The sequence below is a fragment of the Modestobacter sp. VKM Ac-2985 genome (assembly GCF_026967925.1).
Taxonomy (GTDB): domain Bacteria; phylum Actinomycetota; class Actinomycetes; order Mycobacteriales; family Geodermatophilaceae; genus Modestobacter.
Window position 1 is genome coordinate 63,766 of record NZ_JAPVBI010000002.1, and the last position, 26,772, is coordinate 90,537.

Consider the following 26,772-nt stretch of genomic DNA (forward strand, 5'->3'; position numbering starts at 1 on the left):
GGTTGAGAGGCCGACATGACACGTTCCTCGATGACCACGCCCGGGGTGCCCGCACCCCGGGTACCGGCGGACTGGACCTCCTGCCCCGCCTGCGGGTGGCTGCTGTACCGCAAGCGCCTCGAGCGTGAGCTGCACGTCTGCCCGGAGTGCGACGCGCACCTCCGGCTCGGCGCCCGGGCTCGCATCGACCAGCTCGTCGACCCCGGCAGCTTCACCGAGACGGTGTTCCCGCAGCGCGACGGGGACCCGCTCGACTTCACCGACCTGCGTGCCTACCCCGACCGGCTGAGGGACGCCGCGCACCGTTCCGGGGAGTCCGAGGCGGTCGTCGTGGGGGTGGCCACGATCGGTGGCGCCCCCGCGGCCCTGGCCGTCATGGACTTCGGCTTCCTCGGCGGCAGCATGGGCGTGGAGGTCGGGCGCCGGGTGAGCGGCGCCGCAGCCCTGGCGCTCGAGCGCGGCCTGCCCCTGGTGGCCGTGTGCGCCAGCGGCGGGGCCCGGATGCAGGAGGGCGTCTTCTCGCTCTTCCAGATGGCCCGGGTGAGCGAGGCCTTCGGCCGGCTCCGCGAGGCGGGGCTGTTCTCGGTCTGCGTGCTCACCGACCCGACCTACGGGGGCGTGTCCGCGTCCTTCGCCACCCTCGCCTCGGTCCTCGTCGGGGAGCGCGGTGCGCACGTGGGCTTCGCCGGCCCGCGGGTCGTGCAGGAGACGATCCGCGCCGAGCTCCCCAGCGACTTCCAGACCGCGGAGTTCCTGCTGGCACACGGCCTGGTGGACCGGGTGGAGAGCCGGGCCGAGCTGCGTCCGCTGCTCGCCCGGCTGCTGGCCCTGCACGCGCCGGACCGGCCACGCGGGGTGCCTGACGACGAGCCGGCCGCCGCCGCCGACGACACGCCGCCGCTGGACAGCGACCCGTGGGAGGTCGTCCAGCGGGCCAGGGTGGTCGAGCGGCCGACCACCCTGGACTACCTGCACACCGCCTTCGACGACTTCGTCGAGCTGCACGGCGACCGCGCCTTCGGCGACGACCCTGCCCTGATCGGCGGCGTGGCCTCGATCGGCGGGCACTCCGTCGTCGTCCTCGGCCACGAGAAGGGCCACTCGGTCCGCGAACGGGTGGCCCACGAGTTCGGGATGCCGCACCCGGAGGGGTACCGCAAGGCGCTGAGGCTGCTCGGGCACGCGGAGACGCACTCGCTGCCCGTGGTGACGCTGGTCGACACCCCCGGCGCCCACCCGGGCCCGGAGGCGGAGGAGCACGGCCAGTCCCACGCGATCGCCGAGATCATCATGCGCAGCAGCCGGCTGCGCGTGCCGGTGGTCTCGGTGGTGACCGGGGAGGGCGGCAGCGGCGGCGCGCTGGCCCTGTGCACCTCCGACCGGCTGCTGGTGCTGGAGAACGCCTACCTGTCGGTGATCAGCCCCGAGGGCTGCGCCGCCATCCTGTGGCGGACGGCCACCGCAGCACCGACCGCAGCCCGGGCCATGCGGCTCGGTGCGGCCCACCTGTACCGGTCCGGCATCGCCACCTCCGTGGTCGCCGAGCCCCCGGGCGGCGCCCACACCGACCCCGCCGCGGCGGCGAGGCTGCTCCGCGCCGCGGTCCGCCGGGAGCTGGACGAGCTCGCCGGCCAGGACGTCGAGACCCTGCTCGCGGCCCGGTCGCGACGGTTCTCCCGGATCGACGTCGACGACGGCCGGCCGGTGCGGGCCCTGCAGCCCGTCCTGCCGGTGGAGCGGTGACCGTGCGCCCCGGGGAGCTCGCCCAGCGAGCCGAGGTGCCCGGCCCGCCGGCCGGGGAGGACGACGCGGTCCGCTCGCTGCGCGAGGACGTGCTGCACCTGGCCCGGACCCTGCCCGCGGGGCTGCGCCGGCTCACCGTGCGCAGCGGGGACAGCTCCATCGAGGTCGAGTGGGCGGCCGAGGACCACGCGGCGGTCGACACGCCCGGCGTCCCCGGCCAGCGCGGTCTCACCCTCGCGGCCGACCCCTCCGCCGACCCGGAGGTCCCGGCGGACCTCACCGCCGTCCACGCGCCCCTGGTCGGCACGTTCTACACCTGCCCCGCACCGGACGCCGGGCCGTTCGTCCAGGTCGGCGACGAGGTCGAGGCCGGACAGACGCTCGGGATCGTCGAGGCGATGAAGCTGATGAACCCGATCGTGGCCGACGAGCCGGGCGTGGTCGCCCAGGTCGTCGCCGGGGACGCGGAGTCGGTGGAGTACGGGCAGGTGCTGATGTACCTGCGCTGCGACGGGGGGCCCCGGTGATCAGCCGGCTGCTCATCGCCAACCGCGGCGAGATCGCCGTCCGGATCGCCCGCGCCTGCCGGGAGCTCGGCATCGAGGTGGTCGCTGCCTGCTCCACCCCCGACCGGGGTTCCGCGGTCGTGGAGATGGCCGACGAGTCCGTCCACATCGGCCCGGCTGCGCCGCGACACAGCTACCTGCACATGCCCAACCTGATCGAGGCGGCCCTGCGCACCGGCGCGGACGCCGTGCACCCCGGGTACGGCTTCCTCTCCGAGGACCCCGACTTCGCCGAGATCTGCGAGAAGGAGGGGCTCACCTTCGTCGGCCCGCCGCCGGAGGTCATGCAGCAGATGGGCAACAAGGCCACCGCCCGGCGGCTGATGACCGACGCCGGCCTGCCGCTGCTGCCCGGGGTCGTCGAGCCCGTCCGGACGGCGGACGAGGGCCGCGCCATCGCCGACGCGATCGGCTACCCGGTGATCATCAAGGCCGTCGCCGGCGGAGGTGGCCGCGGGATGACCGTGGTGACCGACCCGGCGGACTTCGCCGAGGCCTACACCAGCACCCGGGCGGTCGCCCGGGCCGTCTTCCGCGACGCCACCGTCTACGTGGAGCGCTACCTGACCCGGGCCCGGCACGTGGAGGTCCAGGTCCTCTGCGACGCGCACGGCTCGGGCGTCTCGCTCGGCGAGCGGGACTGCTCGCTCCAGCGGCGGCACCAGAAGCTGCTGGAGGAGGGCCCGGCCGGTCACCTCTCGCTCGAGCAGCGGGAGGAGCTGGGGGCCCTGGCCGTGCAGGGCGCGCTCTCGGTCGGCTTCACCGGGGCCGGCACCGTCGAGTTCCTCGTCGACGCGGCGGGCGCGTACTTCATGGAGATGAACGCACGGATCCAGGTCGAGCACCCGGTCACCGAGATGCTCACCGGCGTCGACCTGGTCCGCGAGCAGCTGCTGGTCGCCGGCGGCCGGCGGCTCCAGCTGCGGCAGGAGGACGTCGTCCCGCGCGGGGCCGCGATCGAGTGCCGGATCAACGCCGAGGACCCGACCCGCGGCTTCGCCCCGGCACCCGGTCACCTCGACGTGCTGCGCCCGCCGGGCGGCCCGTGGACGCGGTTCGACACCGGTTACCGCCAGGGCGACGACGTCAGCCCGCACTACGACTCGCTGCTCGGCAAGCTCATCGTCTGGGCGCCCGACCGCGACCAGGCGATCCGGCGGATGGACCGGGCGCTGGCCGAGCTGCGGGTCGAGGGCCCCGGCCTGCGCACCACCGTCGACCTGCACCGGGCCCTGCTGCGCCACCCCGACGTGTGCGCCGACCGCCACGACATCGAGTTCCTCGACCGTGCCCTGCCCGACCTCCTCGTGCAGGCAGCCGCCCTCGTGGAGAGCTCGGCCACCGGGCTCCCCGTCCCGCACGGCCCCCTGCAACTCGTCCCGGCCCCCGAGCAGCACCGGCCGGAGGCTCCCGCCCCGGCACCGTCCCAGGAAGGAACACCGCCATGTCCGACACCCCGTTCACCCTCGACGACCTGATGGACCTGCTGTCGGAGAAGGCCGGTCTCCCGCCGGAGTCGCGCACCACCGACCCCGACGCCCACTTCTCCGACATCGGGCTGGACTCGCTGGCCTTCCTCTCGATGCAGACGGAGCTGCACGACCGCTTCGGCACCGAGATGCCCGACGACGACGCGGAGCGCTACACGCTCGGCGACATCGTCGAGAAGGTCTCCGCGGCCCAGTCCCAGCCGGCCTGACGCCGGCCCCGTCCCTCCCCGGACCCCGCCGTCACACCCCATCGACAACCGGAGGACCCAGATGAGCACTCCCGAGAACACCGGTCGGACCGTCGGCCACACCGACAACTCGATCTTCATCGACGCCGACATCGACCACGTGTGGCGGATGACCAACGACCTGCCGTCCTGGCCGGACCTGTTCACCGAGTACGCCGAGGTGGAGGTGCTCGCGCACACCGGCTCGACCTTCCGGTTCCGGCTCAAGATGCACCCCGACGAGAGCGGCCGGGTCTGGAGCTGGGTCTCCGAACGGACCCTCGACGAGGCCCGGCACGAGGTGGTGGCCCACCGCGTCGAGCCCGGTCCCTTCGAGTTCATGGACATCCGGTGGAGCTACGCCCCGGAGGGCACCGGCACCCGGATGCAGTGGGTGCAGGACTTCCGGATGCGCCCGGAGGCCCCCATCGACACCGCGGGCATGACCGAGCGGATCGACGCGAACAGCAAGGTCCAGATGGCGATCATCCGGGACAAGGTGGAGGCGGCAGCACGGCATCCGGAGCCTGCTCGGTGACCGGCCCCCGCACCGGGGCGGCCCTCGTCCTCCCGGGCGAGTGGACCACCGCACCCGGTGCCCTGGAGGCCTGGCTGCCCGACCCGGCCGCCCGGGACGTCGTGGCCGAGGCCTCCGACGTCCTCGGTCGGGACGTCGTCGAGTGGTGGGGCGACCCGCTGAACCTCCACGACCCGGCGGTGGCGCACCTGGCCTCCCTCGTGGTCGGGGTGGCGGGCGCCCGCAGCCTGGCGCGTGCCGGGCTGCGGGCGGTCGCCGTGGCCGGGCACGGCGTCGGCGAGTACGCGGCCCTGGTGGCCGCCGGCGCCCTGCGCCTGGACCAGGTGGTCGACCTCGTCGACTGCCGGGCCGAGATGCTGGCGCACTCGCCCCGTCCGTCCACCGCCGGGATGGCCGCGGTCGTGGGGCCGGGGGCCGGCGACGTCGCCCGCGCGGTGATCGCCGACCTGGGGGGCACCTCGGGTCTGGCGATCGCCGCCCACGACGGCCCGGCCCAGGTGGTGCTCTCCGGCTGGTGCCCGGAGCTGGCCCATGCCCGGGAGGCCGTCCTCGCCGCCGGCCTGGACCTGGTCCGGCTGCCGGGTCGGGCCGCCGGCCACGGCCCGCTCATGCAGTCGATCGCCGCCCGCCTCACCGACTCGTTCGACGAGCTGGACTGGTCCGTCCCGGACGTGCCCGTCCTGTCCAACGTCGACGCCCGGCCCTCCCGCGACCCGGAACACCTGGCCGGCTGCCTGCACCGGCACCTGACGTCGCCGGTGCAGTGGGAGGCCACCGCACACGCCCTGGTGGAGGAGGCCGGCGCGACCTGGGTCGTCGAGGTCGGCGCCGTCCCGACCCTGGGCCCGCTCATCCGCCAGGTCCACCCCGACCTCCCGGTCCACCTGGCCACCGGACCGGGCCTGCCCGACCCGCCCGCACGTCCCGCACACGCGCTCACCGGCGCTGCGCCCAGCAGAGGAGAGAGATGACCACCATCCAGCACCCCACGACCAAGGTGCGCTGCGGGCCCACCGTGTCCCGGTCCGACGCCGCCCCCAACCGCCGCCGCGGCGGTGACATCCGGGTGCTGCTCTCGCCGACCAGCGTGGGCGCCACCGCCGGGTTCATGGGCACGCTCACCATGGAGCCGGGCGAGGTGGTGACCGAGCACTGGCACCCGTACTCCGAGGAGTTCCTCTACTGCGTCTCCGGCGACGTGCTGGTCACGCTGGACGGCGAGGAGCGCCGGCTGGGCGGCGAGTCGGCGCTGCACATCCCGATCGGCGTCCGGCACCGCATCGTCAACGACGGCGTGGAGCCGGCGTTCTTCGTCTTCCTGGCCGGCCCGCTGGCCCCGCGCCCGGAGCTCGGCCACGTCGACACCGAGCCCTCGCCGGGTTCCATGGGCGTCCGGTGAGCACCACCGGGCGCCGGGTGGTCATCACCGGGATCGGTGTCGTCGCGCCCGGGTCGATGGGCCGTGAGGGCTTCTGGGAGATGATCACCGCCGGCCGGACGGCGACCCGGCGGATCACCTTCTTCGACCCCAGCCGCTTCCGCTCCCAGGTCGCCGCCGAGGTCGACTTCGACGGTCGCGCGCAGGGCCTGACCGCGCACGAGGTGTTCCGCAACGACCGCTTCGTGCAGATGGCGATGGTCGCCGCCGACGAGGCGGTCACCGACAGCGGGCTGGGGCTGGGCAGCGGTGCCCTGGACGCCCCCGATCCCGACCGGGTGGGCGTCGTCCTCGGCAGTGCGGTCGGCGCCACCATGCGGCTGGAGAACGAGTACGTCGCGGTCAGCGACGCCGGCGCGCACTGGCTGGTCGACCCGCAGTACGCCTCGAGGTTCCTGCACCACGCCCTGGTGCCCAGCTGCGGGGCCACCGAGCTGGCGGTGCGCTTCGGCGCCTGCGGGCCGGCGACCGTGGTCTCCACCGGCTGCACGTCGGGCATCGACGCGGTCGGCTACGGCAGCCAGCTGATCGAGGACGGCGACGCCGACATCGTCATCGCCGGGGCCAGCGACGCCCCGATCTCCCCGATCTCGATGGCCTGCTTCGACACCATCCGGGCCACGACCGGCAACAACGACGACCCGGCGCACGCCGCCCGGCCGTTCGACGCCCGCCGGGACGGGTTCGTGATGGGCGAGGGCTCCGCGGTGCTGGTGCTGGAGGAGCTCGAGCACGCCCGCCGGCGGGGGGCGGACGTCTACTGCGAGGTCAGCGGCTACGCCAACCGGTGCAACGCCCACCACATGACCGGGCTGCGCCCCGACGGGGTCGAGATGGCCGAGGCCATCCGGCTGGCGCTGGACCAGGGCCGGATCGACGCCGACGAGGTGGGCTACGTCAACGCGCACGGCTCGGGGACCAAGCAGAACGACCGGCACGAGACGGCCGCGGTGAAGCTGAGCCTCGGCCCGACCGCCCAACGGGTCTCGATGAGCTCGATCAAGTCGATGATCGGCCACTCGCTGGGCGCGATCGGCTCGATCGAGATCGCCGCCACCGCGCTCGCGGTGCAGCGCGGGGTGGTGCCGCCGACGGCCAACTACGCGGTTCCCGACCCCGAGTGCGACCTGGACTACGTGCCCAACACCGCCCGGGAGCAGAAGGTCGACGTCGCGCTGTCGGTGGGCAGCGGGTTCGGCGGCTTCCAGTCCGCGATCGTGCTCGCCCACCCGACGAGGAGGACCCCATGACCGAACTGGTGGTGACCGGGATCGGCGTGGTCGCGCCGACCGGCGTGGGCGTGGAGGCGCACTGGTCCTCCCTGGTGCGCGGCGAGCCGGCCATCCGGCCGATCGTCGGCTTCGACCCGGCGCAGTACGGCGTCTCCCTCGCCGGGCAGGTGACCGACTTCGTGCCCGCCGACCACGTCGACCCCCGGCTGATGGTGCAGACCGACCGGTGGACGTGGATGTCGCTGGCGGCGGCCACCCTCGCCGCGCAGGACGCCGGGTACACCGCGCCGGAGGACGCCTACGCGACCTCGGTGTTCCTGGCCGCGGGCTCCGGCGGCAACGAGTTCAGCCAGCACGAGATCCAGGGGCTGTGGGCCAAGGGACCCAAGTCGGTCGGCGCGTACCAGTCGATCGCCTGGTTCTACGCGGCCAGCACCGGCCAGATCTCCATCCGGGACGGCTACAAGGGGCCCTCCGGCGTCGTGGTCAGCGAGGGGGCGGGCGGGCTGGACAGCATCGGCTGGGCCCGCCGCGTCGTCCGTCGCGGCACCCCGGCCGTGCTGGTCGGCGGCACCGAGGCCGGCGTGACCCCGTACGCCCTGCTCTGCCAGGCGACCAGCGGCCGGCTCTCCACGGCGACGGCCCCCGAGGACGCGTACAAGCCGTTCGACCGGCGGGCCTCGGGCCACGTCCTCGGCGAGGGCGGGGCGATCCTGCTGGTCGAGGAGCCCGGCGCCGCCCGGGCCCGCGGGGTGGAACGGGTGTGGGGGGAGGTGGCCGGCCACGGTGCCACGCACGATGCGCACCACCACGCCGACGCCGCACCCGACGCCCGGCAGTACGCCCGGGCCATCCAGCTCTCCCTCGCCGACGCCGGGATCACCCCCGAGGACGTGGACCTGGTCCTCGCCGACGGGGCCGGCGTACCGGAGCTGGACGCCCTCGAGCTCGAGGCGCTGCAGCGGGTCTTCGGCGCGCGGTCCCGGCCGGTCCCGGTGACCGCGCCGTCGTCCTGGACCGGACGGCTGATGGCCGGCGGCTCGGCGCTCAACGTCGCCACCGCCCTGCTCGCCATGCGGGACGGGATCGTGCCCGGCACCGCGTACCTCGACGACCCGGTCGACGCCCCCGGCCTCGACCTCGTCCAGCACAGCCGGGCCCAGCAGGTCGAGACGGTCGTCGTCCTCGCCCGCGGGTTCGGCGGCTTCAACAGCAGCCTGGTCCTGCGCCGCCCCACCGAGGAGAGGACGTCATGACGACGTTGGAGGACCCGACCACGGCCACCGCCGCCGAGCAGGGCGGCGCGGTGCGCACGCTGCTGCGGATGCGGGTGCGGGAGGGGTGCGAGGAGCAGTTCGAGGAGGCGTGGCGCACGGCAGCGGTCCAGATCGCCAGGGAACCGGGCAACCTCCGGCAGGAGCTGATGCGGGACGCCAACGACCCGCGGACCTTCGTGGTCGTGGGTGAGTGGGTCGACCGGGCGGCGGTGGACTCCTTCGGCCGGTCCGCCGCGCGGGAGGCGCTGACCGCGGCGCTGCGGGACCTGCGGGAGGACGCCGACCGCAGCACCTACGAGATCCGGTACGGGGTCACCGGCGGCGAGCAGGCCTCGCACGTCCGCGTCGACATCAGCACGCGGGTCGCGCCCGGGGAGGAGGAGGCGTTCGAGCGGGCGTACGCGATCGTCACCGACCGGCTGCGCGGCACGCCCGGTCTGATCCGGGAGGAGCTGCTCCGGGAACCGGGCTCGGACATCTTCCACATCTTCGCCGAGTGGGAGTCCGACCAGGACTTCCGCAACTGGGTGGACGACCCCTCGCACGCCGACCAGAGCGGTCCGCTGATCCGCTGGCTGTCGGTCTTCTTCGAGCGGAAGCTGTACGAGATCCGCTTCCGCCCGCAGGAGGCCGGGGTCCGCGGAGTCCGGGCCACGGCGCCCGCCCCGGCCCCGGCAGCGGCGCCCGCCGCCACCGGCGTGCCGGCGCCCCGGCCCGAGCCGGCGGTCGCCGCGGTCACCCCGCCGGTGGCCGCCCCCACCCGCACGGCGTGCGAGGTGCTGGTGGTCGGCGCGGGACCGACCGGGCTGACCGCGGCGATCGAGCTGGCCCGGCGGGGCATCGCCGTCCGCGTGCTGGACAAGCGCAGCGGGCCCGCGACCCAGGCGGACAAGGCCATCGGCGTGCACTGCCGGACGATGGAGATCTGGGAGGACCAGGGCATCGTCACGGAGGCGATGGACGCCGGCAGCTGGCTGCACGGGCAGACGGTGTTCGTCAACGGGAAGCAGACCCACCAGGTCGACTGGTCCGGGTTGGAGGAGCTGCCCTACGCCCACCTCGGGCTCCCGCAGTACGAGACCGAGCGGATCCTCATCGACCGGCTGACCTCCCTCGGCGTCCCGGTGGACCGGGGGGTCGAGCTCGCCGGCTTCACCCAGGACGACGACGGCGTCACCGCCGAGCTCGTCGACGCCGCCGGGAACCGGTCCAGCACCCGCGCGCAGTACCTGATCGGCGCCGACGGGTCCGGCAGCGTCGTCCGGGAGCAGCTGGGGCTCACCTTCGACGGCGGCCTGTCGATGTTCCCGCAGCTGTTCATGCTCGGGGACGTCGACGTCGACTGGGAGATGCCGCCGGGGCACCTGGTGCGCTGGGTGCGGATCGAGGAGGACGGCGACTTCACCGGGATGCTGGTGTGCGTGCCGCTCAAGGGCCACAACCGGTACCGGGTGGCGACGCTGGCCCCGCAGCGGCTGCAGAAGACGATCGGCAGCGGGGTCGTGCCGCCCGGGTTCTGGAAGGAGTACGACCCGCCGGGGCTGGCCGACATCCAGGCCGCGATCGACGACCTCGGCCCGGCCGGGACGACGGCGAGCAACCTGCGCTGGTCGTCGATCTTCCGGGTCAAGCACGGCATCGTCGACCGGTACCGCACCGGCCGGGTCTTCGTCGCCGGGGACGCCGCGCACCTGCACCCGCCGGCCGGGGGCCAGGGCATGAACACCGGCATCCAGGACGCCTGGAACCTGGCCTGGAAGATGGCCCTGGCCGTCCGCGGGCAGGGCGCCCCCGGGCTGCTGGACAGCTACGAGGCCGAGCGCCGGCCCGCCGGCAAGGCCATCGTCGACCGCGCCGTGGCCGTCGCGTTCACCGACGAGATGGACATGGACGACGAGCGGGCGCAGTTCCTGCTCGAGATGCAGATGACGATGAACTACGCCGACAGCCCGCTGGTCGGGGAGGTCACCGGCCCGGCCGGGTTCACCGGCGGGCCGCAGCCCGGGCACCGGGCACCCGACGTGCTCGGGCTGCGCCGGTTCGGGGTCGCGCACGACCTGCGGCTGTTCGACCTCACCCGGGGCACGCACGCCACGCTGCTGCTGACCGCCGGGGACGGAGCCGGCGCCGACGAGCTGCGCGCGCTGGAGGAGCTGGCCGCGTCGGTCCGGCGGTCGACCGGGGGCCAGGTGCGCCCCTACCTGGTCGCCGGTCCGGACGTCGCCGTCCCGCCGCTGGTCGACCTGCCGGTCCTGCGGGATGCGCGGGGTGCGTTCGCCGCCGCCTACGGCACGGGCGGGGCGGGGACGGCGGCCTACCTGGTGCGGCCCGACGGGCACGTCGGCTTCCGCACCCGGCCGGTCAGCGAGCCGGCCCTGCGCGAGCACCTGGCGGGGGTGTTCGCCGGCTGAGGTCCATGGCCCCGCGCGGCGCGCGCCGTGCGGGGTCCCCCGCCGCCGACACCGGTCAGCTGTTCGCGGCGATGTACTCCTCCGGGTCCTTGTCCCGGATCGGGACGCCGACGGGATGCGTGGCCTCGTAGGTCAGGAACTGCACGGCGATGTCGTGCCGGACCTGCAGGTCGGCGTGGTGCCGGAAGTCGAGCAGGTCCTCCCGCTCCTCCTCGGCCATGTGGTCGTCGTTTGCCTTGCGCGCCTCCCACACCGCCGTCCACCACTCGTCGCTGCCGACCCGGTGGTCCTGGGTCTTCCGGACGGCGTCCCGGATCTCGTTGTGGTCGGAGACCGCGTCCTCGACCTCGTCGTGCACGCCGCCGTCCGGGTTGCCCTTCCCCAGCTCGAGCACCTGCGGGTAGAAGTACTTCTCCTCACCCTCGGCGTGCACCTCGAGGAAGGCGGCCAGCCGGTCCCACATGGCGCCCAGCGCCTCGTTGTCACCGCGCGGCATCTCGTCGAGCAGCGCGAACATGCGCCGCTGCTGGTGGTGCTGCTCCAGGATGATCTCGGTGATGTCCATGGTGGCTCGTTGCCCCGGGCGACCGGTCGGGATGCGCCGTCCGCCGGTCGAACTGACGAGCAGGACGACGTTCGTCGGTCGACGTCTTCCGGTCGAGGTATCTCAGCACTAAGGTTTCTCGGCATGAGCACTCGCCGGGTCCGCATCGGGATCGACACGGGCGGCACCTTCACCGACGTGGTCGCCGTCGACGAGGAGACCGGGGAGGTCGCCACCACCAAGACGCCGTCCACCCCGAGCGACCCGGCCGACGGCTTCCTCGCCGGCGTGCAGAAGGTGCTCGGCCAGCTGGGCTTGGACGGGTCGTCGGTGACCGCGGTCAGCCACGGGACGACGGTCGCCACCAACCAGCTGCTCGAGGGCAAGCTGGACCGGATCGGCTTCATCACCACCGAGGGCTACGGGTCGGTGCTGGAGATCGCCCGGCAGTCGGTGCCCGACGGCTACGGGAACAGCTACTTCTGGGTCAAGCCGCCGCGGATCGTGCCGGCCGACCTGGTCCGCACGGTGCGCGGCCGACTGGACGTCAGCGGCGCCGAGGTCCGGCCCTTCTCGCCCGAGGACGCCGTCGCCGCCGCCCGGTTCTTCCGCGACGCCGGGATCACCACGATCGGCGTCTGCTTCCTGCACTCCTACGCGAACGACGCCCACGAGCGGGCGATGCTCGACGTGCTCCACGTGGAACATCCCGGCGCCGTGGTGTCGATCAGCTCCCAGGTGCTGCGGGAGTACCGCGAGTACGAGCGCTCGGTGACCACGCTCGTCGACGCCGCGGTGAAGCCGAAGGTCGGCGCCTACGTCACCAACATCCGCCGCCGCCTCGACGAGATCGCCCCCGCCGTCCCCTTCTACGTGATGAAGAGCAACGGCGGCGTGCTCAGCGCGGCGGAGGTGGTGCACCAGCCGATCACCACGATGCTCTCCGGCCCCGCCGCGGGCGCGCTGGGCGCCGCGCTGATCGCCGGCACCGCCGGGTTCGACCGGGTGCTCACCTGCGACGGCGGCGGTACCTCCACCGACGTCACCGTGGTCATCGACGGCGAGCCGACGCTGACCACCGAGGGCTCGGTCGGCGACTACCCGTCCAAGATCCCGATGATCGACGTCGTCACCGTCGGCGCCGGCGGCGGCTCGATCGCCTGGCTGTCGCCGGAGGGCACGCTCAAGGTGGGGCCGAAGTCGGCCGGCGCCGACCCGGGGCCCATCTGCTACGACAACGGCGGCGAGCAGCCCACCGTCACCGACGCGCACGTCGTCCTCGGCCGGATCCCCCCGCACCTGCTGGGCGGGGAGATCCCGCTGTCGGTCGACGCGGCCCGAGTCGGGCTGGAGCAGCTGGCCGGGGAGCTCGGCCTGTCGGTCGAGGCGCTGGCCAGCGGGATCCTGGAGATCTCGGCGTGGAACCAGGCCAACGCACTGCGCCAGGTCACCGTCGCCCGCGGCCTCGACGTCCGCGACTTCACCCTCACCACCTTCGGCGGCTCCGGCTCGCTGCTGGCCTGCCGGCTGATGGACGTGCTGGGGCTGCCGCGCACCCTGGTGCCGCCGAACCCGGGCAACGTCAGCGCCTTCGGGCTGCTGACCGTCGACGTCCGCAACGACTACGTGCAGACGATGGTCGCCCGGCACGCCGACGTCTCCCCCGCCACCCTGGCCACCGCCTTCGCCGACCTGGAGGGCCAGGCCGAGGTCGCCCTGGACGGCGAGGGGTTCCCGCGCGGCGAGCAGCGGATGCAGCGCACCGCCGACCTGCGCTACGTCGGCCAGGCCTTCGAGGTGCGGGTCCCGGTCGGTGCGGGCGACCTGGACCAGGCGGCGATCGACGCGGTGGCCACCGCCTTCCACGCGGCGCACCGCCAGCTCTACGGCTACGACTTCGCGACCGACCCGCGCCAGGCGGTGGAGTGGGTGAACCTGCGGGTGAGCGGGATCGGCCCGATCCGCCGGCCGGAGATCGTCGAGCTCGCGCCGTCCGGCCGGGACGCCCGCCGCGGGACCCGGCCGGTCTTCTTCGACGAGTGGGTCGAGGCGCCGCTGTTCTGGCGACCGGACCTCTCCCCCGGTGACGTCGTCACCGGCCCGGCGATCGTCGAGGAGTTCGGCTCCACCGTCCCGGTGCACCCGGGCTTCTCCGCCACCGTCGACCGTTTCGGCAACCTGCTGCTCACCAAGGAGACCGCCCGATGAACCACCAGAATGGCCATCTTGGTGGCTCGGACGCCGCCGACCCGGTGCTGGTGGAGATCGTCGCCGGCACGTTGGCCGCGATCGAGAAGGAGGTGGAGACGTCGATCGGGCGGACCTCCCGCTCCCCGATGATCCGCGACGCGCACGACTTCCGGGCCGGGATCCACGACCGGCAGCTGCGCAAGCTCACCGGCCGCTCGTACTCCGCGCTGGTGCAGCCGGTGGTCCGCGACCACCCGATCGACACGATGAACCCCGGCGACGTCTACTTCCACAACGACGTCTACCTCTCCGAGGGCGGGATCGGCCACCTGCCCGACCTGTGCGTGACGGTCCCGGTCTTCGCGGCCGGCCCGACCGGCGAGCCCGAGGTCGTGGCCTTCATCCAGGCGTTCGGCCACCACGACGACATCGGCGGCGCGGTGCCCGGCTCGATGCCGTCCGCGGCCACCAGCGTGTTCGAGGAGGGCCTGATGGTCCCCCCGATCAAGCTGTGGGACCGCGGCGTCCGCAACGACGCCGCACTGACGATCATGACCCGCAACTCGCGGATGCCCGACTCGCTCGCCGCCGACCTGGACGCCGAGTGCTCGGCCTGCCTGGCCGGGGCACGCCGGCTCGGTGAGCTGTTCGACCGGTACGGGGTGGCCGCGGTGGAGGCCTGCTTCGAGTCGATCCTGAGCAGCTCGACCGAGGTGTACCGGCGCGAGATCCTCTCCCAGATCCCGGACGGCTCCTACGTCTGGGAGGACTACGCCGAGCACGACGGCGTCGACGCCCCCCAGCTGCACCGGCAGCGGATCACGCTGACCATGGACTCCACCAAGGACGTCCCGCTGGTCATCGACTTCACCGGCACCGGCCCGCAGGCCAAGGGCCCGATCAACCACTGCGGCGACTACGCCGACGGCAACTTCCTGAAGAAGTGGCTGGCGCCGATCCTGCGCAACCTGGCCGAGTCGCCGGAGCGGATGGCGCAGCTGGACGTCAACGAGGGCGTCGTCCCGCTGATCGAGATGCGGTTCCCGGAGAAGGGGACGCTGCTCACCCCGATCTTCCCGGCGCCCACCAACGCCCGGACGTTCGTCATCCTGCGGCTGCTCGGCGTGCTGGCCGGGGTGCTGGCCAAGGCCACGGGGGGCCGGATGCCCGCGGACCAGGAGACGATCCGCTACACCGGCGTCTACGGCACCGACGCCACCGGTGAGCCGTACCTGATGCGCGAGGTGCTCGGCGGCGGCTCCGGTGGGCGGTACTACGCCGACGGCGAGGACACCATCCACGTCGTGCCGGACTCCCGGAACCTGCCGACGGAGTTCACCGAGTCCCGGTTCCCGCTGCGGATCGAGCGGCTCGCGCTGGCGAAGGACTCCGGTGGGCCGGGCCGGTACCGCGGCGGCTGCGGCTACGAGAAGGACATCCGGGTGCTCCGCGACGCGCACTTCATGTCCATCGCGGACCGGTCGATCCTGTCCTGCTGGGGGGTCAAGGGCGGCAAGGCCGGGCGGCCGTTCTCGATCACCGTGGACCCGGGCGGACCGGACGAGCACGAGGTCGACGCGCTCGCCGACGCCGAGCCGCTCACGGCCGGCACCGTGGTGCGGGTGCGGACGACGGGCGGCGGCGGCTGGGGCGACCCGCTGGACCGGCCGGTCGACGAGGTGCTGCGGGACATCGCCTGGCACAAGGTCAGCGTCGCCGGCGCCCGGGACGACTACGGCGTGGTGGTCCGGGACGACGGCACGGCGGACGACGCCGCGAGCGAGACCCTGCGGGCGTCGATGCGGGCCGCCCGACCGGAGGTCGAGCCGTTCTTCGACCGCGGCCCGGGCTACGCCCTGCTCTCCGGCGGCGAGGCCTACAACGAGTTCGACCTCCTCTGACCGGGCTCGTCACGACCGGGTCACGCCTGCCCCGGGGAGCAGTGCAGGGCGGGAGGTACGTACCGGTCCGTCACGAGTTCGCATCAGCTGCCCGCCGTCGAGCGTGATGCGGTCAGCTGAGGCAATGACCGTGGTGTCCGAACTCTGCGGCGGGCTCTCCCGGGCCCGCCCCCGACGAGAGGAACCACCGTGCAGCACACCCGTCCCATCACCCAGCTCCTGCTCGCCGGTGGCCTCGTCGTGGCCCCGTTCACCCTGGCCGCCTGTGGCGACGACACCGCCGGCCCCGAGGAGGACGTGAGCGTCGCGGAGATCCAGGAGGACCCCGGGGTCGACGCCGGCGTCGACCCCGGCGCGGAGGCCGGGCTGGGCTACGACGGCCTCTACGACTCCGCGTTCTACCTGGGGACGAGCGACTACGTGGGCCAGCAGGTGACCGTGTCGGCGACCGTGAACGAGGTCTTCGGCCCGAACTCCTTCAGCATCGGCGGCACCGAGGACACCTCCGTCGAGCCGCTGCTCGTCGTGGGCGCGGACTCGTCGGACGCCCTCACGGAGGGCGACGTCGTGCAGGTCACCGGCACCGTGCAGAGCGGGTACAGCGAGACCACCGTCGAAGAGGAACTGGGGATCGACCTGGCCGACGATGCGTTCGCCGACTTCGAGCTGCAGGACTACATCGCCGCGGACAGCGTCGACACGTCGGTGCCGACCGAGACCGAGTGACGCCACCGTGACCCCCGTGCGGGCTCGTGTGGTGCCCGGGAGGGTGCCGCACGCGCCGCACCAGGTGGCCGACGTCGACCGGACGCCGCAGGCTCGACCGCGATGAACGAGCCCGAGACCGAGACCGACCAGCCCAACCTGCACCCCGGCCAGCACGACGAGGGCGGCACCGGCGGCATGGCCACCCGCGAGCTGCAGGCCCGCCACTCCGACGACGACGGGACCGACGAGCCCGACCGGTCAGGCCGCCCGTCGCCGGAGCCACCGCCGCCGGCGGGGTGACACCACCGGCTCCGGCGCCTCGGGCTCGGGGACGACGAACGGGCGGCCCCGCCGCCACTCGGCGAGCACCTCCTCGACGTCCGGCATCCCGACCGCGATCCACGGCCCGTCGACCGGCTGCCGGTAGTACCGGTCGACCCGGGCGACGTGCGCCTCGACCACCGCGCGGGCCAGCTCCTCGGTCGGCTGCCGGGCGACCCGGGCGGGCAGCTCCTCGCGTTCCTTCCGCAGGGCCAGCCCGGTGGGCATGATCGCGGCGACGTCGGCCTCTTCCCGCCGCGCCCACTCCAGCGCCCACTCGTAGGTGGTCTTCTCCCGGTCCCGCCGGGGCAACGGCTTGCCCGCGCCGGCCAGCCCCTCCAGGTCTCCCCGCTCGCGGGCCTGCGCGATCTGGTGCTCGACCCAGCTCTCGAACGACATGCCCTCCGGCTTGCGCTCCGTCATCGGCGTCCTCCTCCACGCTCCCCCACCCGGCTCCTCTGCCAGTCTGGGACGCATGCGGACGACGAGCACGCGCGAGGTCTACCGGAACCCGTGGCTCCGACTTCGGGAGGACGCCATCGAACTGGACGACGGATCGCCGAGCATCTACTCCGTCGTCGAGCGGCCCCACTTCGGTCTGGTGATCGGCGCCGAGCGGGACGGCTTCTGGCTGGTCGAGCAGTTCCGCCACCCGCTGGGCCGGCGGACCTGGGAGTTCCCGCAGGGCACCTGGTCCGGGGGCGTCCAGCCCGACGGCGCCGACGGGTCGGCGGACGCGCTGGCCCGCGCCGAGCTGGCCGAGGAGACCGGTCTGCGCGCCGCCTCCCTCCGACACCTCGGGCACCTGGACCTGGCGCCGGGGCTCACCACGCAGGAGTTCGACGTCTGGCTGGCCGAGGACCTGACGCCCGGCCCCACCGACCGCGAGGCCACCGAGGCCGACATGCGCGCGGCGTTCGTCACCGAGGCCGAGTTCCGGGCGATGGTGCGCGACGGCCGGTTCTCCGACGGTCCCTCGCTGGCCGCCTACGGCCTGCTCCTGCTCGCCCGCGCCGCGAAGACCGACACGGCGCCGGTGGGGGAACCCGAGGAGTGAACTCCAGCCCGGACGGGAAACGAGGAGCCATGGACGAACCTGCCCCCAACGTCGAGGTCACGGTCACCACGCACGATGCGGAGTCCGCCGAGATCACGGTCCTCGGTGAGCTGACCGAGCACGCGCGTCGGCCCCTGGTGCGCGCGATGACCGACCTGATGCTGGCCGGGGCCACGCTCAAGCAGGTCCGGGTCGACCTGTGCGAGGTGACCTTCATGAACTCCGCCGGTATGGCGACGCTGGTGCAGCTGGACCGGATGGCCCAGCCCCGGGGCATCGACACCCCGCTCGTGGTGCACACCGCCGCCGTCGCCCGCCCCCTCCAGCTCAGCGGCCTGTGGCGGCGCTTCACCATCATCGACCGCCGCGAGGGCCACCCGGAGGACGTGCACGAGGCCACCCCGCGCAGCCCCGAGCACAGCTGACCTTCTGGTCCCCTCGTTTCCGACGGGCGGCACCGGGCACCCCTTCCTGGTCAGCAGGACCCACCGAGGAGGTCGCATGTCCCGCTCCACCCGTCCCCGTACCGTCCGCCGCGCGTTCGCCGCGTTCGCCATCGCCGCTGCGTCAGTGACCACAGCCGCCTGCGGAGACGACGTCGTCGACGACGGCGTCGAGCAGGAGGTGGACGAGGGTGTCACCGACGTCGAGGAGGGCGTCGACGACGCTGAGCAGGAGATCGAGGAGGGCGTCGACGACGCCGAGCAGGAGGTCGACGAGGAGACCGACGGCTGATCACCGGTTCGATCTCCCGCGGTGGGGCAGCGCTGTGGCGCTGCCCCACCGCGGACAGCTGGGGTCGGGGTTGCCGCCGGGCACGCGGCCGAGGCTGATCAGCCAGCGACGGAGGAGACTGGCCAGTTCCGTGCGCTCCTCGGGCGACAGGGCCCCGAGCATCCCGTGCTCGGTCTCCAGGTGGTCCGGCAGCGCCGCGTCGAGCGCCGTCCGGCCTGCGGCGGTCAGCGTGACCACGACGGCCCGCCCGTCGGCCTCGCTGCGTCCGCGGGTGATCAGGCCCTTCTCCTCGAGCCGGTCCAGCCGCTGAGTGATGGCCCCGGAGGTGACCAGCGCGGTGCGCATCAACGCGGTGGGGGTCAGCTGGTAGGGCTCCCCCGCCCGGCGCAGGGCCGCGAGGACGTCGAAGGACGGCGCATCGAGCCCGTGTCGGGCGAAGGTGGCCCGCTGGGCCAGGAAGACCTCCCGCTGCAGCTGGCTGATCCGGCCGATGACGCCCATCGGCGAGCAGTCGAGGTCCGGCCGCTCCTGCGCCCACTGCGCCAGGATCACGTCCATGGCGTCCCCGGTGCCGGTGTCCTCGCCGCCGCGCATGGGCGTCGACCCGTCGAGCAGGTCGCTCACGGGGTCGGCTCCGCAGCCCGCGGCAGGTCGGCGAGGTGCTCGGCGAACGTGCGCGGCGGGCGGCCGAGCAGGTCGGTGAGCACCCGCGGGCTGCCGACGAAGCCGTGCGCCCGGTAGTGGTCGAACATGGTGCGCCGGCAGCGGGCGGCGTAGCCGGTGGGCACCTCGCCCCCGGGGATGACGTCGTCGGCGACGACCTCGTCACCGAGCCACTCGCCGATCAGCTCGGCGATCCGCGGTGCGGTGAGCGCCTCCGGGCCGGCCGCCTCGAAGGTGCCGCCGTCCAGGCCGTCCTCGGTGAGCAGCACGGCGGCGGCCTCGGCCACGTCCCGCACGTCGACGAGGGACTGCGCCGCCCGCAGGCCCCACATGCTGCGGAGCACGCCGCTGGTGCGCGCCGCCTCCAGCTCGGGGTGCAGGTTCTCGGCGTAGGAGGAGGGCTGCAGCACCCGCCAGGACGAGAGCCCGCTGGCGTCCAGGGCCTCCTCGGCGAGGTCCTTGCCGGCGTGGTGGGGCATCACCCGCAGCTGCGGGCGCATCACCGAGTGGTAGACCATCCGCGGCAGCCCGGCCCGGCGGGCCTCGGCGAACAGCGCGGAGGCCCCCTCGGCCTCGTCCGGGTCGAAGTTCGGCCAGATCAGGTACGCGGCGTCCGCGCCTGCGAACACCGACGACCAGGCCATCGGCGAGGTCAGCTCGGCGACGACGACCTCGGCGCCGAGCTCGGCCAGTTCGGGCCGGGGGCCTCGGCGGGAGACCACGGCCCGCACGGTCTCCCCTCGGGCGCGCAGCGCGCGCACGACCGCCGTTCCCGTGAGGCCGCCGGCCGCAGTCACCACGATCACACCGGACACCTTAGTTCTGAAGGACCTCCCCGGGCAGCTCCCGTGCCCGGATGGGGGGAGATCGAGGGCATCGGCGGACCGACGCGCGACCCCGGCCGTCGCCGGGGCCGGGCTCAGCGCAGCGGTGAGCTCAGCCGGACCGTCAGGCCGTCCGGCTCGTTGACCAGGTCGACGTGGTCCCAGAGCTTGCGGGCCAGCCACAGGCCCATCCCGCCCTGGGAGAGGTCGTCGCCGTGCGCCGGCTGGAACCCGGCCAGTGGGTCGGCGAACCCGGCTCCGCGATCGCTGATCGTGCAGACCACCCGGTCGGTCGAGGCCCACACCCGGGCCGCCACCGGCGGGGTGCCGTGCCGGAACGCGTTGGCCGCGATCTCGCTGACCGCCAGGTGCAGGTCGGTGCCCTGGTCCCGGTCGGGCACGCAGGTGGCCAGCACCGCGGCCAGCTGGTGCCGCAGGGTCGCCAGCGCCCGGGCGCCGTCGACGGCGAACAGCGGCGGGCCGTCCTCCATCGGCTCACGCGGCAGCGGCAGCGTGGCCAGGTAGTGCGCCGGCGGCAGGTAGTCGGCGCTGGGCACCCGGACGCCGTCGACGAGCAGGTGTGGATGGGTGTACCCGGCGCTGCTCATGACGTCGGTGGACAGCTGCCGCTGGTCGTAGACGCACAGCGCGTCCAGCGGGGAGCCGGCGAGCAGGTCGTTGACCACCGACTCGTAGCGCTGCCCCTCCCGCCAGGTGCGGGGCGCCGGACCGAAGTCCGGGGTGCCCAGGACCCGGAGCACCCCTGTGTGCGACGCGGCGGCCTGGTCGAGCAGCCGACGGGTGGCGATGACGGCGTCCGGCGCCCGGGCGCCGCGCATCGCGATGCGGGGGTCGCTGAGCAGCCGGGTGTCGGGGGCCCCCACCGCCGAGCGCAGCAGCTCGGCCGTCTCCTCCGCGCAGGACAGCACCGTCACGTCCCCGGCGGCGAGGCCGGCCTCCAGCCACGGGACGGCGCCGGCGAGCAGCGCGTCGTCGGAGCCGACCACGAGTGCGGTGTGGCCGCGCGTCGGCGCGGGCCGGGAGCTCGGCGCCTCGTCCAGGGCGCGCTGCACCGGCAGCGCTGGCCGAGCTCCGAGAACGGACACGACACCTCTCGACCGACGGTGGACCCTGGGAACTGCTGGCATTCTCAATCACCCACCCCTGGTCTCGGCAACCGGCCCCGGGAACGGCACTCCCCCGAACGGGTGAACCGCCGCACAGTCGCACCGCGAGCGACCAGCCGCAGGCGCTGCGTGAGGGCCGCCCGCGTGTCGGATCAGCGGCGGCGCCCGGCCAGGGTGTCCAGCTCCGCCCGGTCCAGCCCGGTGGCCGATGTGACCTCGGCGACGTCCAGCGCCCCGCAGTCCAGGCCGCGGAGCACCACGGTGGCCAGCGCCCGGGCCGTGGCCGGCTCGTCGAGCACCCCGCCCTCGACCCGGCTGACGTAGCCGGCCAGCCGTGCGGCGGCAGCCGGCAGAGCTGCCCGGAAGAACGCGTACGTGGCGAGGTAGCGGGTGACCAGCTGTGCCGGGTGGAGGTCCCAGCCCTGGTAGAAACCGCGTTCCAGTGCCCGGCGGACCAGCCCGGCGTGCACCTGCCAGGCCTCGTGCACCTGGGCGGTGGTGCCGACGGGCAGCACGTTGGTCGAGCCGTCGACCGCGCGCGCCCCGGTGCCGGCCACGGCCACCTGCATCGTCTGCTTGGCGACGTCGGCCGCCGGGTGGTCGGAGGACTGGTGGGCCGCGGCGACGCCCAGGGCGGCGCTGTAGTCGTAGGTGCCGTAGTGCAGACCGACCACCCGGCCTCCGCCGGCGTGCAGCATCCGCGCCAGCGTCGTCGTCCCGTCGGCACCCAGCACCGCCTGCGGGGTCTCCACCTGCAGCTCCAGGTCCAGCGCCAGCCCGCTGGCCTGCTCCAGGGCGTCCAGCACCGGCAGGAACGCGGCGACCTGCTCGACCGCGGTCACCTTGGGCAGGGTCACGATCGCCCGCTCCCGGCCGGCCCCGGCGAGGCCGGTGAGGAACAGGTCCAGGGAGCGCACCCCGCGGCGCCGGGTGGGCTCCTCCAGCGACTTGGCCCGGACCCCGAGGAAGGGCGGCAGCCCGGTCTCGGCGGCGAGCACCGCGGCGGCGGCGGTGACGTCGCCGTCCTCGGCGTCACCGCCGCCGCGGTAGCCGTCCTCGGCGTCGATGCGCAGGTCCTCGACCGGTTCGGTGGCCAGCTTGGCCCGCACCCGGGGCAGCACCTGGTCGACCAGGCCGGCGTCCAGGCCGAGGTCGGGGAGGCCGTGCTCGTCGAGCGCGGACAGCGCCGCGGCACCCCAGGAGGAGATCAACCCGGGGACGACGGCGTCGGCGGGCACGTAGCAGGTGTGCACCGGCTGCCGGGCCGACGACTCCCCCGGGTAGGCGGCCAGTCGGGCGGCGTCCACGGGCGCCAGCCGCCGGTCGAGCTCGTCGTACAGCTGTGCGGGGATCATGGGCTGGCATCCTGTCAGCCGTGCCCGACTCCCCGCTGGACAGATTCAACGCCGAACCGGCAGCGCGGGCCGAGGAGCTGCTGCGGTCCTGCAACGCAGCGCCCTCCTTCGCCCCGACCGTCACCGCCGGCCGCCCCTACGACTCCACCGAGGCACTGGTCGCCCGCGCCGAGGAGGTCAGCCGTGCCCTTCCCTGGGCCGAGGTGGGCGCCGCGCTGGCGGCGCACGCCCGGATCGGCGACCGGATGCAGGGCGCCTCGGCGGAGGCCCGGACGTCGCGGGAGGAGCAGAGCGGGATGACCACGGCCGCCGACTCGGTGCGGACCGCGATGGTCGACGGCAACCACGACTACGAGGAGCGGTTCGGCCACGTCTTCCTGATCCGTGCATCCGGCCGGTCGGCCGAGGAGATGCTCGCCGAGCTGCACCGCCGGCTCGGCAACGACCCGGAGACCGAGCGCGCCGAGGCCACCGAGCAACTGGCCCAGATCACCGGCCTGCGGGTCGCAGGACTCCTGGCATGAGCGTCTCCACGCACGTGCTGGACGCCGTGGCCGGTCGCCCGGCAGCGGGGATGACGGTGCAGCTGCTGGACGACGCCGGACAGGTCGCCGCCGGGGTCACCGACGCCGACGGCCGCTGCCGGCTCACCGAGGAGCCCACCGCCGCCGGCCCGCACCGGATCGTCTTCGGCACCGGCGAGTGGGCCGCCGGGCTGGGCCGGGAGACGTTCTGGCCCGAGGTGGTGCTGACCTTCACCGTCGCCGAGCCGGCCGAGCACCACCACGTGCCGCTGCTGCTCTCCCCGTTCGCCTACTCCACCTACCGGGGTTCGTGAACCTCCGGTTCCACGTGCAACATCCCCGCAACGCAGATGAGCGAGAGTGCGCGCATGGCGATCGTCCTCGGGCCCAACCAGTACGGGAAGGCGGAGGTGCGGGTCGTCGCGGTCGACCGCTCCACCGCCCGGCACTCCCTCGTCGACCTCAACGTCAGCTCGGCGCTGCGCGGTGACTTCGCGGCCGCGCACACCGCCGGCGACAACGCCCACGTGCTGACCACCGACGCGCAGAAGAACACCGTCTTCGCCTTCGCCCGCGACGGCATCGGCTCGCCCGAGGAGTTCGGCCTCCGGCTGGCCCGGCACCTCGCCGGTTCCTTCGACTGGGTCACCGGGGCCCGGGTGGCGATCGAGTCCTACGGCTGGGACCGGATCGCGGTCGGCGGGGCGCCGCACGACCACGCCTTCTCCCGCACCGGCGGCGACGTCCGGACGGCGGTGGTCACCGCGGACGGCGGGGACCTGCACGTGCTCGCCGGGCTCAGCGACCTCGTCGTCCTCAAGACCACCGGCTCGGAGTTCTGGGGGTTCCCCCGGGACCGGTACACCACGCTGCCGGAGACCACCGACCGGATCCTGGCCACCGCGGTGACCGCCCGGTGGCGGTACACCGGTCTCGACGTCGACTGGAACACCACCCACGACGCCGTCCGGACGACGCTGCTGGAGACCTTCGCCGCCACCCACTCCCTCGCGCTGCAGCAGTCGCTCTACGCGATGGGCGAGGCGGTGCTCGAGCAGCACCGGGACGTGGCCGAGGTGCGGATGTCGATGCCGAACAAGCACCACTTCCTGCAGGACCTCTCCGCGTTCGGACTGGACAACGACCTCGACGGCCCGGGCGCGGTGGTCTACCACGCCGACGACCGGCCCTACGGGCTGATCGAGGGGACGGTGCTGCGGGACGACGTCCCGGCCGCGCCGGCCGCCTGGGTGGGCACCCCCGGCTTCTGCTGACCCGCACCGGAGGTGTGCCGGGCCCGCGGGTGGGGGTACCCGGACGCGGCGAGACCGCGGACCCGCGGCCCAGCCCCGGCCCCCTCCACCGCGGTCCGCTCCCGGAGAGGGAGGCATGGACCTCACGCAGGAGTTCACGGCGCACGTCACCGCAGCGGAGGCCGACCTGCCCGGCCCCGAGCTGCTGCCCGTGCGGCTGGCCCGGGCCTGCGCGCAGGTGCTGCCCGTCGCCGCCGCCGGCATCAGCGTCTACTTCTCCGCGGACCGGCGACTGCCGCTGGGCGGCAGCGAGCCGATCGCCTCCGCCGCGGAGCGCCTGCAGTTCACCGTCGGGGAGGGGCCCTGCCTGACCGCGCACGGCCTCGGCCAGCCGGTGTTCGCCGACGAGGACGAGCTGCGCACCCGCTGGCCGGTCTTCCACGACGCACTCGCCACGCACACCCCCTTCCGCGGCATCGTGTCGCTGCCGTTGCGCGGCGGACTGGAGGGGATCGGCGCCCTGGACCTGTACGTCACGCCGCCCGGCTCCGTCCGGGACCTGAGCCTGGCCGACACCCTCACCGTCGGCACTGCGCTCAGCGCGCTCTTCGCCATCGCGATGGACGAGGAGCCGCGCAGCGAGACCGGACCGTCCTGGCTGGACGCGCCGGCCGCCGGACGCCGCTCGCTCGTCTGGCAGGCCGTCGGCTTCGTGGGGATCGGGCTGGAGCTGGACAACACGGATGCGCTGAGCCTGCTGCGCGCCCACGCCTACGGCTCGGACCAGGACCTGGACGCGGTGGCCCAGGCGGTGCTGGAGGAGCGGTTGAGCATGGCCGAGCTGTCGGCAGCGGCCGGGACCGGTACCTGAGCCGGGGTGGCCGGCGCACCGGCCACCCCGGGGGTCACCGCTGGAAGGTGTCCACCGACTGCTGCAGGGCCTCCGACATCCGGACCAGGTCGCAGGTGGCCGACTGCATCTCGGCGACGCCGGCGTGGGTCTCCTGGGCAGCCCGGGCGACCTCGGCGACCGTCTCGGCGATCGACCGCCCGCTCTGCGCGGCCTCGCCGATGGCCCGGCTCATCTCGTTCGTGGTGGCGGTCTGCTCCTCCACCGCCGAGGCGATCGTCATCTGGTAGTCGTTGATCTGGGCGATGACCGACGTGACCCCGCCGATGGCGCCGACCGCGCTGTCGGTGTCGGCCTGGATGGCCTCCACCCGCCGGGCGATGTCCTCGGTGGCCTTCGCCGTCTCCTGCGCCAGCTCCTTGACCTCGTTGGCGACCACCGCGAAGCCCTTGCCGGCCTCACCGGCCCGCGCCGCCTCGATCGTGGCGTTCAGCGCCAGCAGGTTCGTCTGCTCCGCGATCGAGGTGATCACCTTGACCACGTTGCCGATCTCGACCGAGGACTCACCCAGCCGGGCCACCGTCTGGTTCGCGCTCTCCGCCGCGGTCACCGCGCTCCCGGCCACCCGCGCCGCCTCCGCGGCGTTGTGCGCGATCTCCCGGATCGAGGCACCCATCTCCTCCGCCCCGGTGGCGACGGCGTCGATCGAGCAGCTGACGTCCTTCGCCGCCGTCGTCACGGCGTCGGCCTGCCCGGTGGACCGCCCGGCCGCGCCGGCGATCGTCGTCCCCGTGGCCGACAGGGACTTGGCAGCCCCGTCCAGCATCCGAGAGGCCTCGGCCACCTCGTCGACCACGTCGGACACCCGATCGAGGGTGGTGTTCAGCGCACCGGCGAGCTGGTCCAGCTCGTTGCGCCCCGCGCCGACGTCCAGCCGTTCCTGCAGCTCTCCGGCCGCGAGGACGTCGGTCATCCGGCGCAGCGGCCGGGTGACGCTGCGGGACACCAGCAGCGAGACGAGGGCGATCACCAGCACCACCGGCGTCGCCCACAGGAGCATGGTGCCCAGGACGTCGAGGAAGGCGCCGTTCAGGTCGGCGACGTAGATCCCCGAACCGACGACCCAGCCCCAGGGCTCGTAGCCCGCGACGAAGGAGATCTTCGCCTGCGGCTCCTCCTCACCGGGCTTGGGCCACATGTACTCGACGAAGCCGCTGCCGTCACGCTCGACGACCTGCACCATCTCCACGAACAGCGCCTTGCCGGTCGGGTCGGTGTTCGCGCTGAGGTCGGTGCCGTCCAGCTCGGGCTTGATCGGGTGCATGACCATCGTCGGGTCCATGTCGTTGATCCAGAAGTACTCCTGCCCCGAGTACCGGAGCCCGCTGAGCGCGCTCCTGGCCTGGGCCTGCGCCTGGTCCCGGGTCAGCGCACCGGCGGTCTCCTGCGCACCGTAGAAGGCCACGACACCGAGCACCGCCTCGACCGCGGACTGGGCCTTGTTCCGCTGCTCGGCCTCGATGGTCTGGCGCACCTGGAGGGCGCCGATCACGGCGATCGTGCCCATGCCGACCACGGCCACCAGCACCAGCGCCAGGAGCCGGGTGCTGATCCGGGTCCGGCGCAACCCCCCGCCGGTGAGGGCTTCCCGCAGTCGTGTGGCCATGCCGTGCTCCCGTCGTCGACGGCACAGTTGCCGTACCTCCGTTGTCGACCAGGACGCGACGGTCTGCAGCCGAGACGGGTATCACAACGGAACCGCAACAAACGGAAGGCGAGCCGCGCACGTCCGTCTTGT

The 26,772-nt window shown here is 73.9% G+C and carries 28 protein-coding genes; 21 read left to right on the forward strand and 7 right to left on the reverse strand.

All coding sequences use genetic code 11. The features are described from left to right. Nucleotides 1–15: 15 nt before the first annotated feature. The 10 genes from accA to O2V61_RS09535 all read left to right on the forward strand — a co-directional run bounded on the left by accA (nucleotide 16) and on the right by O2V61_RS09535 (nucleotide 10,922). Nucleotides 16–1,743 carry an acetyl-CoA carboxylase carboxyltransferase subunit alpha/beta gene (accA, locus tag O2V61_RS09490; protein WP_269183067.1) on the forward strand — a complete coding sequence of 576 codons (1,728 nt, stop codon included), beginning with the start codon at nucleotides 16–18 and terminating at the stop codon, nucleotides 1,741–1,743. After that, nucleotides 1,740–2,270: an acetyl-CoA carboxylase biotin carboxyl carrier protein gene (locus O2V61_RS09495; protein ID WP_269183068.1), complete on the forward strand. Its 531-nt coding sequence runs from the start codon at nucleotides 1,740–1,742 to the stop codon at nucleotides 2,268–2,270. The genes accA and O2V61_RS09495 overlap by 4 nt, the downstream gene beginning before the upstream one ends. After that, complete coding sequence (locus O2V61_RS09500; RefSeq protein ID WP_269183069.1) at nucleotides 2,267–3,787, forward strand: acetyl-CoA carboxylase biotin carboxylase subunit; 1,521 nt, start codon at nucleotides 2,267–2,269, stop codon at nucleotides 3,785–3,787. Before O2V61_RS09495 ends, O2V61_RS09500 begins: the two co-directional genes overlap by 4 nt. Beyond that, on the forward strand, nucleotides 3,754–4,008 hold the full coding sequence (locus O2V61_RS09505) for an acyl carrier protein (protein ID WP_269183070.1): 255 nt from the start codon (nucleotides 3,754–3,756) through the stop codon (nucleotides 4,006–4,008). Before O2V61_RS09500 ends, O2V61_RS09505 begins: the two co-directional genes overlap by 34 nt. A 61-nt stretch (nucleotides 4,009–4,069) precedes the next feature. Beyond that, a complete protein-coding gene (locus O2V61_RS09510) occupies nucleotides 4,070–4,564 on the forward strand; it encodes an SRPBCC family protein (protein WP_269183071.1) in 495 nt (164 codons plus the stop codon). Next, nucleotides 4,561–5,535 carry an ACP S-malonyltransferase gene (locus O2V61_RS09515; protein WP_269183072.1) on the forward strand — a complete coding sequence of 325 codons (975 nt, stop codon included), beginning with the start codon at nucleotides 4,561–4,563 and terminating at the stop codon, nucleotides 5,533–5,535. Before O2V61_RS09510 ends, O2V61_RS09515 begins: the two co-directional genes overlap by 4 nt. Further along, on the forward strand, nucleotides 5,532–5,963 hold the full coding sequence (locus tag O2V61_RS09520) for a cupin domain-containing protein (RefSeq protein WP_269183073.1): 432 nt from the start codon (nucleotides 5,532–5,534) through the stop codon (nucleotides 5,961–5,963). Before O2V61_RS09515 ends, O2V61_RS09520 begins: the two co-directional genes overlap by 4 nt. Next, nucleotides 5,960–7,252, forward strand: a complete 1,293-nt coding sequence (locus O2V61_RS09525; RefSeq protein WP_269183074.1) for a beta-ketoacyl-[acyl-carrier-protein] synthase family protein — start codon at nucleotides 5,960–5,962, stop codon at nucleotides 7,250–7,252. Before O2V61_RS09520 ends, O2V61_RS09525 begins: the two co-directional genes overlap by 4 nt. Next, nucleotides 7,249–8,490, forward strand: coding sequence for a beta-ketoacyl synthase N-terminal-like domain-containing protein (locus O2V61_RS09530; RefSeq protein ID WP_269183075.1), 1,242 nt, complete (start codon nucleotides 7,249–7,251; stop codon nucleotides 8,488–8,490). Before O2V61_RS09525 ends, O2V61_RS09530 begins: the two co-directional genes overlap by 4 nt. Further along, nucleotides 8,487–10,922, forward strand: a complete 2,436-nt coding sequence (locus O2V61_RS09535; RefSeq protein ID WP_269183076.1) for an FAD-dependent oxidoreductase — start codon at nucleotides 8,487–8,489, stop codon at nucleotides 10,920–10,922. The genes O2V61_RS09530 and O2V61_RS09535 overlap by 4 nt, the downstream gene beginning before the upstream one ends. Before the next feature lie 55 nt (nucleotides 10,923–10,977). Here the strand turns inward: O2V61_RS09535 and O2V61_RS09540 are convergent, their stop codons facing one another. Next, nucleotides 10,978–11,487 carry a hemerythrin domain-containing protein gene (locus O2V61_RS09540; protein WP_269183077.1) on the reverse strand — a complete coding sequence of 170 codons (510 nt, stop codon included), beginning with the start codon at nucleotides 11,485–11,487 and terminating at the stop codon, nucleotides 10,978–10,980. A gap of 123 nt (nucleotides 11,488–11,610) precedes the next feature. On the opposite strand from O2V61_RS09540, the gene O2V61_RS09545 reads away from it, so the two are divergent. From O2V61_RS09545 to O2V61_RS09560, 4 genes are all read left to right on the forward strand, one after another. Beyond that, nucleotides 11,611–13,674 (forward strand): hydantoinase/oxoprolinase family protein, encoded by a 2,064-nt coding sequence (locus O2V61_RS09545; RefSeq protein ID WP_269183078.1) that lies wholly within the window; start codon nucleotides 11,611–11,613, stop codon nucleotides 13,672–13,674. Next, nucleotides 13,671–15,557 (forward strand): hydantoinase B/oxoprolinase family protein, encoded by a 1,887-nt coding sequence (locus O2V61_RS09550; protein ID WP_269183079.1) that lies wholly within the window; start codon nucleotides 13,671–13,673, stop codon nucleotides 15,555–15,557. Before O2V61_RS09545 ends, O2V61_RS09550 begins: the two co-directional genes overlap by 4 nt. A gap of 189 nt (nucleotides 15,558–15,746) precedes the next feature. Next, nucleotides 15,747–16,283, forward strand: coding sequence for a hypothetical protein (locus O2V61_RS09555; protein ID WP_269183080.1), 537 nt, complete (start codon nucleotides 15,747–15,749; stop codon nucleotides 16,281–16,283). A 102-nt stretch (nucleotides 16,284–16,385) separates the two neighbouring features. Next, nucleotides 16,386–16,565, forward strand: a complete 180-nt coding sequence (locus O2V61_RS09560; RefSeq protein WP_269183081.1) for a hypothetical protein — start codon at nucleotides 16,386–16,388, stop codon at nucleotides 16,563–16,565. Here the strand turns inward: O2V61_RS09560 and O2V61_RS09565 are convergent. Further along, a complete protein-coding gene (locus O2V61_RS09565) occupies nucleotides 16,524–17,009 on the reverse strand; it encodes a J-domain-containing protein (RefSeq protein WP_269183082.1) in 486 nt (161 codons plus the stop codon). The genes O2V61_RS09560 and O2V61_RS09565 overlap by 42 nt on opposite strands. Before the next feature lie 52 nt (nucleotides 17,010–17,061). On the opposite strand from O2V61_RS09565, the gene O2V61_RS09570 reads away from it, so the two are divergent. The 3 genes from O2V61_RS09570 to O2V61_RS09580 all read left to right on the forward strand — a co-directional run bounded on the left by O2V61_RS09570 (nucleotide 17,062) and on the right by O2V61_RS09580 (nucleotide 18,378). Further along, complete coding sequence (locus O2V61_RS09570) at nucleotides 17,062–17,643, forward strand: NUDIX domain-containing protein (protein WP_269183083.1); 582 nt, start codon at nucleotides 17,062–17,064, stop codon at nucleotides 17,641–17,643. 29 nt (nucleotides 17,644–17,672) lie between these two features. Further along, the gene (locus O2V61_RS09575; protein WP_269183084.1) at nucleotides 17,673–18,068 is read left to right on the forward strand and encodes an STAS domain-containing protein; all 396 of its coding nucleotides are present in this window, start codon (nucleotides 17,673–17,675) and stop codon (nucleotides 18,066–18,068) included. A gap of 76 nt (nucleotides 18,069–18,144) precedes the next feature. After that, nucleotides 18,145–18,378, forward strand: coding sequence for a hypothetical protein (locus O2V61_RS09580; protein ID WP_269183085.1), 234 nt, complete (start codon nucleotides 18,145–18,147; stop codon nucleotides 18,376–18,378). On the opposite strand, the gene O2V61_RS09585 is transcribed toward O2V61_RS09580, so the two are convergent. The 4 genes from O2V61_RS09585 to O2V61_RS09600 all read right to left on the reverse strand — a co-directional run bounded on the left by O2V61_RS09585 (nucleotide 18,379) and on the right by O2V61_RS09600 (nucleotide 22,347). Continuing rightward, nucleotides 18,379–19,002 carry a MarR family winged helix-turn-helix transcriptional regulator gene (locus O2V61_RS09585; RefSeq protein WP_269183086.1) on the reverse strand — a complete coding sequence of 208 codons (624 nt, stop codon included), beginning with the start codon at nucleotides 19,000–19,002 and terminating at the stop codon, nucleotides 18,379–18,381. It abuts the gene before it with no gap. Then, nucleotides 18,999–19,847, reverse strand: coding sequence for an SDR family oxidoreductase (locus O2V61_RS09590; RefSeq protein WP_269183087.1), 849 nt, complete (start codon nucleotides 19,845–19,847; stop codon nucleotides 18,999–19,001). The genes O2V61_RS09585 and O2V61_RS09590 overlap by 4 nt, the downstream gene beginning before the upstream one ends. A gap of 113 nt (nucleotides 19,848–19,960) precedes the next feature. Continuing rightward, complete coding sequence (locus O2V61_RS09595) at nucleotides 19,961–20,971, reverse strand: sensor histidine kinase (protein ID WP_269183088.1); 1,011 nt, start codon at nucleotides 20,969–20,971, stop codon at nucleotides 19,961–19,963. Between the two features lie 173 nt (nucleotides 20,972–21,144). Next, complete coding sequence (locus tag O2V61_RS09600) at nucleotides 21,145–22,347, reverse strand: DUF6986 family protein (RefSeq protein WP_269183089.1); 1,203 nt, start codon at nucleotides 22,345–22,347, stop codon at nucleotides 21,145–21,147. 20 nt (nucleotides 22,348–22,367) lie between these two features. Between O2V61_RS09600 and uraD the strand changes: the two genes are divergently transcribed. The 4 genes from uraD (at nucleotide 22,368) to O2V61_RS09620 (ending at nucleotide 24,995) form a co-directional block, all read left to right on the forward strand. Continuing rightward, nucleotides 22,368–22,871, forward strand: coding sequence for a 2-oxo-4-hydroxy-4-carboxy-5-ureidoimidazoline decarboxylase (uraD, locus tag O2V61_RS09605; RefSeq protein ID WP_269183090.1), 504 nt, complete (start codon nucleotides 22,368–22,370; stop codon nucleotides 22,869–22,871). Then, entirely contained in the window at nucleotides 22,868–23,185 is a 318-nt protein-coding gene (gene uraH / locus O2V61_RS09610; protein ID WP_269157566.1) for a hydroxyisourate hydrolase, read from the forward strand. The genes uraD and uraH overlap by 4 nt, the downstream gene beginning before the upstream one ends. A gap of 54 nt (nucleotides 23,186–23,239) precedes the next feature. After that, a complete protein-coding gene (gene pucL, locus O2V61_RS09615; protein WP_269183091.1) occupies nucleotides 23,240–24,145 on the forward strand; it encodes a factor-independent urate hydroxylase in 906 nt (301 codons plus the stop codon). Nucleotides 24,146–24,260: 115 nt separating this feature from the next. Continuing rightward, entirely contained in the window at nucleotides 24,261–24,995 is a 735-nt protein-coding gene (locus tag O2V61_RS09620; protein ID WP_269183092.1) for a GAF domain-containing protein, read from the forward strand. A 34-nt stretch (nucleotides 24,996–25,029) separates the two neighbouring features. Here O2V61_RS09620 and O2V61_RS09625 read toward each other — a convergent pair whose 3' ends face one another. Further along, nucleotides 25,030–26,640, reverse strand: a complete 1,611-nt coding sequence (locus O2V61_RS09625) for a methyl-accepting chemotaxis protein (RefSeq protein ID WP_269183093.1) — start codon at nucleotides 26,638–26,640, stop codon at nucleotides 25,030–25,032. Between the last annotated feature and the right edge of the window lie 132 nt (nucleotides 26,641–26,772).

Bases quoted from the DNA above. Each gene is read 5' to 3' on its own strand.
- accA (WP_269183067.1), top strand. From the start codon at position 16: ATGACACGTTCCTCGATGACCACGCCCGGGGTGCCCGCACCCCGGGTA.
- O2V61_RS09505 (WP_269183070.1), top strand. From the start codon at position 3,754: ATGTCCGACACCCCGTTCACCCTCGACGACCTGATGGACCTGCTGTCG.
- O2V61_RS09510 (WP_269183071.1), top strand. From the start codon at position 4,070: ATGAGCACTCCCGAGAACACCGGTCGGACCGTCGGCCACACCGACAAC.
- O2V61_RS09520 (WP_269183073.1), top strand. From the start codon at position 5,532: ATGACCACCATCCAGCACCCCACGACCAAGGTGCGCTGCGGGCCCACC.
- O2V61_RS09530 (WP_269183075.1), top strand. From the start codon at position 7,249: ATGACCGAACTGGTGGTGACCGGGATCGGCGTGGTCGCGCCGACCGGC.
- O2V61_RS09535 (WP_269183076.1), top strand. From the start codon at position 8,487: ATGACGACGTTGGAGGACCCGACCACGGCCACCGCCGCCGAGCAGGGC.
- O2V61_RS09540 (WP_269183077.1), bottom strand. From the start codon at position 11,487: ATGGACATCACCGAGATCATCCTGGAGCAGCACCACCAGCAGCGGCGC.
- O2V61_RS09545 (WP_269183078.1), top strand. From the start codon at position 11,611: ATGAGCACTCGCCGGGTCCGCATCGGGATCGACACGGGCGGCACCTTC.
- O2V61_RS09550 (WP_269183079.1), top strand. From the start codon at position 13,671: ATGAACCACCAGAATGGCCATCTTGGTGGCTCGGACGCCGCCGACCCG.
- O2V61_RS09560 (WP_269183081.1), top strand. From the start codon at position 16,386: ATGAACGAGCCCGAGACCGAGACCGACCAGCCCAACCTGCACCCCGGC.
- O2V61_RS09565 (WP_269183082.1), bottom strand. From the start codon at position 17,009: ATGACGGAGCGCAAGCCGGAGGGCATGTCGTTCGAGAGCTGGGTCGAG.
- O2V61_RS09570 (WP_269183083.1), top strand. From the start codon at position 17,062: ATGCGGACGACGAGCACGCGCGAGGTCTACCGGAACCCGTGGCTCCGA.
- O2V61_RS09575 (WP_269183084.1), top strand. From the start codon at position 17,673: ATGGACGAACCTGCCCCCAACGTCGAGGTCACGGTCACCACGCACGAT.
- O2V61_RS09580 (WP_269183085.1), top strand. From the start codon at position 18,145: ATGTCCCGCTCCACCCGTCCCCGTACCGTCCGCCGCGCGTTCGCCGCG.
- O2V61_RS09600 (WP_269183089.1), bottom strand. From the start codon at position 22,347: ATGATCCCCGCACAGCTGTACGACGAGCTCGACCGGCGGCTGGCGCCC.
- uraH (WP_269157566.1), top strand. From the start codon at position 22,868: ATGAGCGTCTCCACGCACGTGCTGGACGCCGTGGCCGGTCGCCCGGCA.
- pucL (WP_269183091.1), top strand. From the start codon at position 23,240: ATGGCGATCGTCCTCGGGCCCAACCAGTACGGGAAGGCGGAGGTGCGG.
- O2V61_RS09620 (WP_269183092.1), top strand. From the start codon at position 24,261: ATGGACCTCACGCAGGAGTTCACGGCGCACGTCACCGCAGCGGAGGCC.
- O2V61_RS09625 (WP_269183093.1), bottom strand. From the start codon at position 26,640: ATGGCCACACGACTGCGGGAAGCCCTCACCGGCGGGGGGTTGCGCCGG.